Annotated in this window: 5 protein-coding genes; 2 read left to right on the forward strand and 3 right to left on the reverse strand. The window is 48.1% G+C overall.

From position 1 onward, the window contains the following. Positions 1 to 152: 152 nt before the first annotated feature. Positions 153 to 854, forward strand: a complete 702-nt coding sequence (locus tag JGK11_RS31955) for a PEP-CTERM sorting domain-containing protein (protein ID WP_293214385.1) — start codon at positions 153 to 155, stop codon at positions 852 to 854. A gap of 117 nt (positions 855 to 971) precedes the next feature. On the opposite strand, the gene JGK11_RS31960 is transcribed toward JGK11_RS31955, so the two are convergent. From JGK11_RS31960 to JGK11_RS31970, 3 genes are all read right to left on the reverse strand, one after another. Next, a complete protein-coding gene (locus tag JGK11_RS31960; RefSeq protein ID WP_293186920.1) occupies positions 972 to 3164 on the reverse strand; it encodes an iron uptake porin in 2193 nt (730 codons plus the stop codon). A gap of 291 nt (positions 3165 to 3455) precedes the next feature. After that, positions 3456 to 5102 carry an HD domain-containing phosphohydrolase gene (locus tag JGK11_RS31965; RefSeq protein ID WP_293193881.1) on the reverse strand — a complete coding sequence of 549 codons (1647 nt, stop codon included), beginning with the start codon at positions 5100 to 5102 and terminating at the stop codon, positions 3456 to 3458. Positions 5103 to 5547: 445 nt separating this feature from the next. Continuing rightward, entirely contained in the window at positions 5548 to 5829 is a 282-nt protein-coding gene (locus tag JGK11_RS31970; RefSeq protein ID WP_293186922.1) for a 4a-hydroxytetrahydrobiopterin dehydratase, read from the reverse strand. Positions 5830 to 5955: 126 nt separating this feature from the next. On the opposite strand from JGK11_RS31970, the gene JGK11_RS31975 reads away from it, so the two are divergent. Continuing rightward, a complete protein-coding gene (locus JGK11_RS31975) occupies positions 5956 to 6090 on the forward strand; it encodes a hypothetical protein (protein WP_293193883.1) in 135 nt (44 codons plus the stop codon). Positions 6091 to 6616: the final 526 nt, after the last annotated feature.

The following is a 6616-nucleotide window of genomic DNA, read 5'->3' on the forward strand; positions in this document are numbered from 1 at the left end:
AGTAACAAATGGAGTCATATTTTAATTGGTATCTCGGTAAAAAAATGAGTAAGATTACTCATTGACAACAGTGCTTTTAGCTTAACTTGTGAGTAATGGGCAGTTAAACAAATAAGCGAGAAAGTTAAGTGATTATTTAGGAGTGTGTCGCCATGAATGGATATCAAAAGTTAGGATTAGCGGTTGTTTCTGGGGCTTTGGGTTTTTCTGCTTTCAATTCGATCGCAATTCCTGTACAAGCTGCTGTTCTCACGCAAACTTATACGGTAAATTTGAAGCAGCAGCCAGTTAATAGTACGCTGAATGGGGTGCTGCCTAAGTTTAATTCGCTTTTGGGGACGCTGTTAAGTGCTTATGTGAAAGTTGAGTCAACGGTTAACAGCGATATCAATATTGTTCCTGCTAGCAATTTTACTGGTACGGCGGTAACGAATGCTCAGATTGCTGTGAATTTACCGAGTTTAAAAGCCGATCCGAATTTGGTTTTGAGTCTGTTTGCAAATCCGCCGGAAATGAGTATTGAATCGGGGGCTGCGGGGGCTAGAGGTGGGAGTGCGAGTGGTATTGTTTCAAGGAGTTATAGTTCGCCACAGTACCTAAATATGTTTAGTGGGTGTGCTGGGGATTTAATTGCTGCTAGCATTGTGGCAATGGGTACTGTGAGAGTTTTAGGAACGCCTACAACGGTCACTTACGCGGGCACTGTCACGACTGACTCAAAGCTTACTCTCGCCTATGAGTACGAGTCTGAGTCTGAAACTGTGCCGGAACCTACTACGATCGCAGGTGTTGGTTTAGCTTTTGGCTTGGGGTGCTGGTGGAAGAGGAAGGTGGGGAAAAGGACTTTTAAATAAGATGAGCTGCATTTGTCCGCCACACAAAAAAGCCCTGCGACAAGCAGGGCTAATGTTAAATTATAGAGTTGTTAGCAGAGAGAGAATATGACTCTCCCTGCCTCTTAAAACGCACTCTTAGAACGTGAAAGTAGTTCTCAGAGTACCAATAATGATGTCGTCATTATTGCGGTCTTGATTCGGGTTGGTAATCCAAATGACGCCCGGAGTCACGGCAATGTTGTCCGAGAGCTTGAACTTGTAGAAGCCTTCAAAGTGCCACGAAGTATCGTTGTTGAAGTTCCGCAAATTGCCAGGAGCCTCAAGTTTATCCAAGTAAGGCTCACGACCTACCACAAAGCCCAGCAAGTTGCCTTCTTTCCCTAAATCGGGCAAAGCCAAAGTGGCTGCGTAGTTCCAAATTCTCGCATCGCCGACGCCGAGAATACGAGCATTGGTTAAACCAGCCCAGCCCCCAATGATAAATCTCGGGCTGAGTCGGAACGAAGCCTCAGCACCGTAGGAGTTGCTGACAACTTTGCGAGCGCGGAAGCCGTCAAAGCCTTCGCTCAAACCGTTGATGGAATTAGCCACGCCCGTGCCTGTAAAACCGCCAAGTTTGTCTGGCCCGTTCCCCAAACCGTTGTCAAACCCGAAGTTACCTCTGCTAAAGTAACCGTGGTTGTAAGTGAGAGCAACTTGCAAGTTGCGTCCCGGGGTAAAAGTCAACTGCCCCATCGCTGCGTAATCGCCGTTGAACAAGCCTGCGCCCTTGGCGGGACTTGCCGGATTTGACGCCAAATATCCAAAGGACAGAGAAGTCGGGCCGAACACACCGCCCAGCAAGCCTCTGCCACCGAAGGCGTAATCGAAGCCGATACCAGCACCGCCACCTAGGCGATAAATTGGGTTGCTCTGACCGAAGGCGCTGAGGGAGCCATTACCGCCGTCAAAGTCTTCAAAGTAAGGGTTGACGGTAGGAATGAAATCGTTCCAAATACCGTTAGCGGCTTCAATGGTAACGTTCAACCGATTGCTAGCGGGGAACTTGTAAAGCAAGCTGCCCAAGTGAAAAACGTTGTCGGTTCTGCCAACTACGTTCCAGGTTTGAGTACCTTCGCTCGTCGCCCCCAAGTTAAAGTTTTGACCGTTGCCCACATCCAGTCTGGTGAGCAACAAGTCTCTGCCGGTGAAGCTCGTATTTAAATTGAGACGTACCCGCTGTTGGAAGACGGCTTCATTGTTACCCGTACCGACTCTTCTGTTGTCTCTGCCAAACAAGCCATCATTGCCACCAAAGTCGTCGCTGAGGGCAAAAATTGCTTCCCCAGTCAGTTTAGTAGTAGTTGAGAATTGGTTAGCTTCGAGTTCGGATGTGCGAGCTTCCAGAGCATCGACGCGGCCGCGCAGGGTTGCCAGTTCTGCTGCAAATTCTTCCTGGAGCCGTTGGAGGGCTGCCAAGTCGTCTTTTGTCGCTAAGTTGGTTGTACCTGCTTTAATTAGCTCGTTAACTTTGTCTAAGCAAGCGTTTAAACCGGCGGCAAATTCGTAGCGGGTCATTGCCCGGTTGCCGCGGAATGTGCCGTCTGGATACCCGGCAATACAGCCGTAGCGCTCGACTAGGGATTGCAGTGCTTGGAATGCCCAGTCTGTGGGCCGCACGTCGGAAAGTTGAGATACTGAGGTTACTTGAGCCTGAGTTTCGCCACCAGCACCTTCGCTGCTGTACTCGTTGACCTGTTCTAATGTGGCGGCTGGGTTTTGAGCTTGTGGTGCGACAGTTTGGGCTAGAGATTGGGCCGGAGAGGGCAAATTTTGTTGTGCCTGCTCTGCAACTGCCGGGGCAGTAGTTTCTAATTGAACTGCACTGATTTGCTCCTTGACAGCGGTAGCTGCTGGGGCTGGATTTTCTAGTCTGGCTGCCGCTGAATTTTCTACTGGTTGAGCGACTGTTGGCTCAACTGCTGCTAAAGATTCAGTTACAGGTTGTGATGCAGCTTCAAGATTTGTTGCTGCGGGGTCTGTGGTGGCGGAGGCGATCGCGCTGCCCGTTGCAGCAGGGCTGGCATCTGCAATCGCTGGCTTGGTTTCGCTGCCTGTTCCTTGGGAAATTTCTTCGACTGGCTTTAGTGCTGCGGTAGTTTCGTCAACAGCCGCTAAAGCATTAACTTTGGCTTCGGAGGCTTGGCCTGTTTCAGCTTGGGCAGCTTGAGGCTTGAGCGCATCAGCAGCTTGCTGAGCGTCTGCTGCCATCGCGCTCGAAGAAACTACTAGGGTAGCTCCTAAGACTGCTGGGCTGATTAGTAGGTAACTCCACAAAAATTTCGACATATTCACTCTCATCCTCACACCGATTACAGAGAAACTTTTCGAGTCTTCTATGTGGTCAGTAGTTGCTAAACTAGCATACTTTAAAAAGAGACCTAAAATTCACTTTTTCTTTTGATTTTTGGGGACTAACTGAGTGTATGGATGTGATTGGCTGCTGTCGGATGCCTGTTTTTGACTAGGTACTCAACTGCCTCAAAACCTTACCATACTTGGACTTGGGATTGATTGGACTACTGACACATTAGGCGCTCGATAGCCTATTTACTTTTTAGCACAGCACGTCCGAATCGTCTATACTGATTCGACTTTTGCATCCAAACCGTGTCCTAGGACGCTAAAGACTCGGCGACGGTCGAACAGTTCTAATAAATCGGCGTTGATTTTGTTGTGAGCTGCTTCTTGCCGCAAAATTTTCATTGCTGCATCTGTTCGCAAAGCTCGTTTGTAGGGGCGATCGCCGGCTGTCAGGGCGTCATAAATATCGGCGATCGTCATCAATTGCGCTTGAATGGGGATTTCTGAGTCTGTTAGACCTCGTGGATAGCCTGTGCCGTCGAGTTTTTCATGGTGTCCGTAGGCTATTTGGGGAACATTTTTTAGATCCTTTGTCCACGGAATTTGGCTGAGAAATTCGTAAGTGTGAGTGACGTGAGATTCGATTGCCGATCGTTCTGTCGGCGTCAGGTTGCCCCTCGACACCATCAATTGCACGATTTCGTCTGGACTCAGCAGAGGTTTAATTGCCCCGTCTATATCTCTGTAAGTTTGCCGAGAAAGTTCTAGCAGTTGAGCTAGGGGTTCTTCTGCCAAAATGTGAGGTTCGTTGGCCTCTAGCAGGACTTCCCAATATTCTGCCAATCTGGTTTTTGCGTCTGCTAGCGCCGTGTCTAGCTGTTCTATTTCCTGGCATTTAGCGCACTCTGGCCCAGAGTCCGGGTGTTTTCGGTAAGCTGAATGCTCTAGCAAGTATTTGTATTTAGACTGGACGCATTCCATTTCCAGCGTCCGCTGAGCTAGGGCGAAACGGTGGCGAATGATTTCTAGCTGTGAGGGGTAGAGCTTTTTCTGCTTGGTCAAAACTGCTTCTGGTACTCCGATTTTGCCAAAATCGTGCAGCAGGGCGGCGTAGCGAATTTCTTGAATTTGACGGTTGTTAAAGTAAATAGAGCGCAGCCATCCGCTGCTGACGGCGTTTACTTCTTCTGACAGGCGTACTGTCAGGGCTGCAACTCGTTCTGAATGGCCGAAGGTACATGGATCTCGGGCTTCTATGACTTGCACGCTTGCTTTGACGAAGCCCTCGAACAAGTGTTCTATGCTTTCTTGGAGTTGATTGCGCTCGATCGAGATTGCTGCTTGAGAAGCGAGCGATCGAACTATCCTTTCTTCCCACTCGGAATACTGCTGCGTCGATTCCCAGGCATTCTCTGCCGTCAGCACCTCATCTGCCTTTTTTTTGCGGTTGATCAGTTGCAGTACGCCTATTGTCTCGCCCTGTCGGTTTTGCATCGGCAACACCATTACCGAGCAAGTGCGGTAATTAATATCCCTGTCAAAACTCGTATCTAGCTGGTAGGGTACATCGGGAGGCAAGTCATAGGCATCAGACAGGTTCAAACTTTGACCTGTAATTGCCACGTATCCCGCCAAGCTTTTGTCTGTCAGCGGCAGGGCAAACTCCTTAAACGACAGTCTGGGTTTAGAACCATTTTGAGCTACCTTGAACAGCAACTTAGATTTCTCGTCGCTGTGATCTACTAAATAAACGCTGCCCGCATCGCTGTAGGTGATTTCCCGGCTTTTGGATAAAATCAAGTTTAACAACCCGCCCAAATCGGGGGCGCTAGAGAGCGCCGCGCCAATATCCAAAAGCTTTTCTATCAGTTCTGTTCTTTGAGCAGATTCGTTCAAGAACTCTGGCCTTTCAAATACGATCATGGTCGGAGGATGGCGAATAGCCTTTAATACATTGGACTTGTTGCATCTCGACTTTCTCACACCCGATTTTAACCCAGAGTCGATATTTTCTTTTGAGCGGGCTTTCTGCTCTTGGGACTGTCGCTAGATGCAGTGGCGGCTAGGAAAATGAGAACTCTTGTGACGCTCCCACACTAATTGCAAGCAATATAGTTTGGGCATCTGAGTCCTGTAAAGGATATCTAGATCTTCCTTCGAGATACTCCAAACTGTTTCTCTCTACGGCGTTTTATAGTGAGGAACACGTCCAGCCCCACTGTGGTTCAATGATATCAAAGATTGTCGATTTCGGCGGTGATGGCTTCCGAGCCCTACGGGATTGGTCAACCATCCCACCTCAATCAACTTGGCTTTCATCCCACCCCAATCTGTAAACAATATGGGGTGGGGATTCCCGCCTAACTAGCTAATTTAGCGCAGAAATCTCTTGGGCTAGCGCCATGTCTTTCTCAGTTAAGCCTCCGGCATCGTGAGTTGTCAAGTTAACTGTTACTTGGTTATAGGAGATTTCTATGTCGGGGTGATGTCCTGCCGCTTCTGAGGGGGCGACCAACTTATTCACAAAGGCGATCGCGCCGATAAAATCTTTAAATAAACGGGTACACCGCAGTTGCTTACCTTCCACCGTCCAGCCCGATAATTGACTGGCGCGCTCTTGAATTTCAGTATCGTTAAGTAGATCTGCCATAATTTTTTTTATTTTGGGATAAGCTTTTTGGGAGATTAACAGCCCACCTGTCAACAGTTGACAGTTGACAGTTGACAGTTGACAGTTTAAGAGCGACCTCTACCCTTAAGTCCGAGGATTGGAGTAATGAATAGTCTGATTTTAATTTCTCCCGAGCAGGGTTCCGACTTTCAACCAATTATTTCTGGTCAAAAATCCGACCAAAAACTATCCGCTCTCACCAATAGTATTGAGGCTCAAGTTTTAATACTTAAGATTTAACACTATTTGAGGTGAGAGCGGTCTAGCGGGTCTTCAGATTAGAACCTGACTGCCGGGAGAATCCCTAGCTGAGCCTGGTTCCCGATGGAATTCGTTTCCAGTTGGAAACGACGGCTGACTGCTAGTGAGCGGCCCCGGCGCACAGCCGGTAGTTTCCAATCTGATGACCCATGCATTTACTACTTTCTATCATGGGCATCACCTCCAGGATTAGCTAAATGGCTTCATATTTGAACGCACCTCACCCAAATACAAGATCTGGTGTGAGGATTTGTGCGCTAGCCCTTGCCAGCGTAACCGAAAGAACCTGCGTTCTGAGTATCATTTCAGTAGTCACAATGATTAGAATAACACAAGGAATTAGAAGTGGGGGGATGCAAATTAATATTTTTGCAAGATGAGGGCAAATTACTGACGTATCGAGGTTTTCGATCGGTATGCCTCTAATCATTAATTTATTGGACAAGACTGGACAATGCGTACATGGCGATCCATAATACTAATATGGCAAAGTACGTGAAACCAA

Source organism: Microcoleus sp. PH2017_34_RAT_O_A (assembly GCF_020737885.1).
Lineage (GTDB): Bacteria > Cyanobacteriota > Cyanobacteriia > Cyanobacteriales > Microcoleaceae > Microcoleus.